Source organism: Candidatus Angelobacter sp., assembly GCA_035607015.1.
Lineage (GTDB): Bacteria > Verrucomicrobiota > Verrucomicrobiia > Limisphaerales > AV2 > AV2.
The window spans coordinates 1-3,042 of record DATNDF010000013.1 but is presented as its reverse complement, the minus strand read 5'-3'; the positions used below and the strand labels follow the sequence as shown (position 1 = coordinate 3,042).

Below are 3,042 nucleotides of genomic sequence, written 5' to 3'. Positions count from 1 at the left end.
AGCGGAGCAAGAGAAGATTCGAAGCCGCCCGGGCGTAACGAGTGTCACGCCTTCAAGAAATAACTCCGCTGCTTTTCACTGATCGCCCGGCCCAGCCGCTCCAGCACCTGCAGCATGTCCTCCCACACTTTCCGCTTCTCGCCGAGCGATTCGTTGCGCAGCAGGTAAGCCGGGTGATATGTCGGCATCACCGGCACGCCGCGAAACTCCCGCCACTGCCCCCTTAGTTTCGTGATGCCTCCGATTTTGCCGAGCAGACCTTCGACCGCCGTGGCGCCGAGCGCGACGATCACCGGGGGCTGGATGATATCAAGTTGAGCCAGCAGGTACGGCAGGCAGGTGCTCATTTCCTCGGGCTTCGGCTTGCGGTTGCCGGCGGACTGCCCGGGCGTATCCGGCCTGCATTTCAGAATGTTCGCGATATAGACCGTGTCCCGTGTGAACCCCATCGTTTGGATGATCCTGGTGAGAAGCTGGCCGGCCTTTCCGACGAACGGTTCACCTTGAGCATCTTCATCTGCGCCCGGCGCTTCTCCAACGAACATCAGCGGCGAATGAATGTCGCCCACCCCGAACACGACATTTTTCCGCGATGCCGCCAGATGCGGACATTTCTGGCAAACCATCGCGCGCGCACGAAGATCGGCCATCGCAGCTTCCCTGGCGGCCCGATCCGGCGTAGCAGACGAGGCCGGCACGGGACCCGCCGCGTCCGAACCCTGCGGCAAAGCCTTGCGCGAACCCGGCTGAAGAGGCGCTGAAGGGCGGCTGGAACCGAACACCTGGCTTGATTGCCCGGAGTCGAGCCAGGCCCGCGCTTCAGGCGACAGGGAAACGAGTTTGACACCCTTCGCCTTGAGTTCCTCCAGGTGTTGAACCGCAGCATCGAGGAGTTGTTGATAGCCGGCAGACATCGGCATCATGCTAATTACCCGGGTGTCGATCGCACGCAAAAGTTATGCACGAAATAATCAAAGTGTGAACAAATGGGCCTTGCTTTTCCGGCGCGGACTCGCGACTCTCCACGCCGTTCCAGTTCAACCAGACACGAGAGTCCCGACGACCAAGAGGAATTTATGAAACAAGCTTTTTGCGGAGTGGCTTTAGCAGCCTGCCTTGTAACGGCCACCCAGGCTCAGGTTCTTTTGAGCGGAGGCACGTATTCCCAGAACTTCGACACGCTCGCGACTTCGGGAACTGCCAACTCGTGGACCGATAATTCGACGCTATCGGGCTGGTACGCGGACAGGTCTATTAGTCCGCCGGTGACCAACTACATCGCCAGCACCGGAACCTCTACTACCGGCTCTTTGTTCAGCTACGGGAGCACCACTAGCCCAATAGACCGCGCACTTGGATCGCTCGCCTCAGGAACGCCTGGAAATCTCGCTTATGGCGTGCGGCTGCAAAATGACACCGGAAACTCACTTCAAGATTTTACCATCAGCTACACCGGCGAGCAGTGGAGAAACGCCAACACAAACGCGCAGTCGTTGCAGTTCAGTTATCAGGTGAGCAGCTCCGCGATCACCAGTGCTGACGCTGGCAATCCGCCTGGTGCCGGAGCGTGGACCGTTTTTAACGCGCTCGACTTTGCAAGTCCCGTGCATACGTCAACCACCGCAGTATTGGACGGCAATGCTGCTGCGAATCGAACGATTTTTTCCAACGTTCTCTTAACGGGCGTGGTGTTGAATCCCGGCGACGAACTGTTTCTGCGTTGGTTCGACGCTAACGACACGGGCAACGACCACGGTCTGGGTATCGATGATCTGACCGTTTCCTCCACGGTTACGCCCGTTCCCGAACCGCGCGAGTACGCGGCGATGGCGGGCCTTGGCCTTCTTGGATTCGCGGTATATCGCCGCGCATTTTTGAGGCGCGCGTAGGAGCGCCGCCCGTGTTCGGTCGCAGGCGCGGACCCGTTCCGCGCCTGTTTTGTTTTTGCGCGGAAATATCTCCGCCAGGGGTTGTCAGCTCCGCGTGATTTGCTAAACTTTCCGCCGTGACGCGGCACTGCTGGAAGTGCGGAGAACAATGGACGCTGTCCGGGCAGCCGGGCCGCGGCGAAAGCTGTCCGCGGTGCAGGGCCGACCTGCGGGTGTGCCTGAATTGCGTGAGCTACGACGCCCGCGCAGCCCACCAGTGCCGGGACCGCCGCGCCGAACCCGTCTTTGAAAAAAACGTGGGCAATTTCTGCGAATACTTCGAGTTTGTCCGCCGGGTGTTTGTTCCGCCGCCGGAGGAAAAGTCCCGCGAATCGGCCGCGCGCGATCAGTTGAAGAAACTGCTGGGCGATTGAAAACGGAATTCCGCTTGTCAGCCTGAATCACCGCACCTAAGTTTCGCCTGTGCCGAAGAAGAAGCCGTTGTCCAACGAAGATTTCCTGCGCCACGTCCGCGACTACCTGCCCATGGACTCGTCGGTCTGGAACACCGACGAGAAAGGCAAACCCTGCTCCTGCGCGATTTCTTCCGGCATGGTCGAGAACCATTTCTACCGGTTCGATGCCGACGCCGTCCTCGCTGCGAGCCACGCCATCGAAGAGCTGGCGCTCGAGGAGGCGAACGGCTTTCTTCAGGCGACGATGCAGGAGTTCGGGCATTTCGAGCCGCATCGTGAACGCTACTGGCAGCTTGCCGCGACGCTGGAGGAGGCGCGTGTCATCGCCAAAGGACGGCGTCCCCCGCGCCACGGTCATTTGAAGTTCCTGGCCACGAGCCACAGGGCACTGACGCCACTCTGGACCGTTCTGTATCAGGGGCATCACCTGCAGGCGATGGTGGTTTGCCGACAGGCGAACAGCGCGAAACATTTTGAACAGAAACAATTCGACGGCTTTTATACCTTCAGCCCGACCCTCATCGTTCGCGTGCGGCGGGACGTGGAGGACATCCTCGCGGGGCGCGCGGCGCGGCTGCGCGAGTTCGAGCGACTGGAGGCCATCGACCGGGCGGCCAAGCGGCTCGGCGCGGAGTTTGCGCGCGAGCACAAGAACGTGGAAGACGCGTTGCGCAAGTTGCAGATCGCCGGCGAACGTT

4 protein-coding genes are annotated in these 3,042 nt (G+C 60.5%); 3 read left to right on the top strand and 1 reads right to left on the bottom strand.

What is annotated here, in order from left to right:
• Positions 1–44: 44 nt before the first annotated feature.
• The gene (locus VN887_00490) at positions 45–923 is read right to left on the bottom strand and encodes a uracil-DNA glycosylase (GenBank protein ID HXT38476.1); all 879 of its coding nucleotides are present in this window, start codon (positions 921–923) and stop codon (positions 45–47) included.
• 153 nt (positions 924–1,076) lie between these two features.
• On the opposite strand from VN887_00490, the gene VN887_00485 reads away from it, so the two are divergent.
• From VN887_00485 to VN887_00475, 3 genes are all read left to right on the top strand, one after another.
• Positions 1,077–1,889, top strand: coding sequence for a hypothetical protein (locus VN887_00485; protein ID HXT38475.1), 813 nt, complete (start codon positions 1,077–1,079; stop codon positions 1,887–1,889).
• 116 nt (positions 1,890–2,005) lie between these two features.
• Complete coding sequence (locus tag VN887_00480) at positions 2,006–2,302, top strand: hypothetical protein (GenBank protein HXT38474.1); 297 nt, start codon at positions 2,006–2,008, stop codon at positions 2,300–2,302.
• Positions 2,303–2,351: 49 nt separating this feature from the next.
• On the top strand, positions 2,352–3,042 hold a 691-nt coding region (locus VN887_00475), incomplete at its 3' end, for a DICT sensory domain-containing protein (GenBank protein ID HXT38473.1).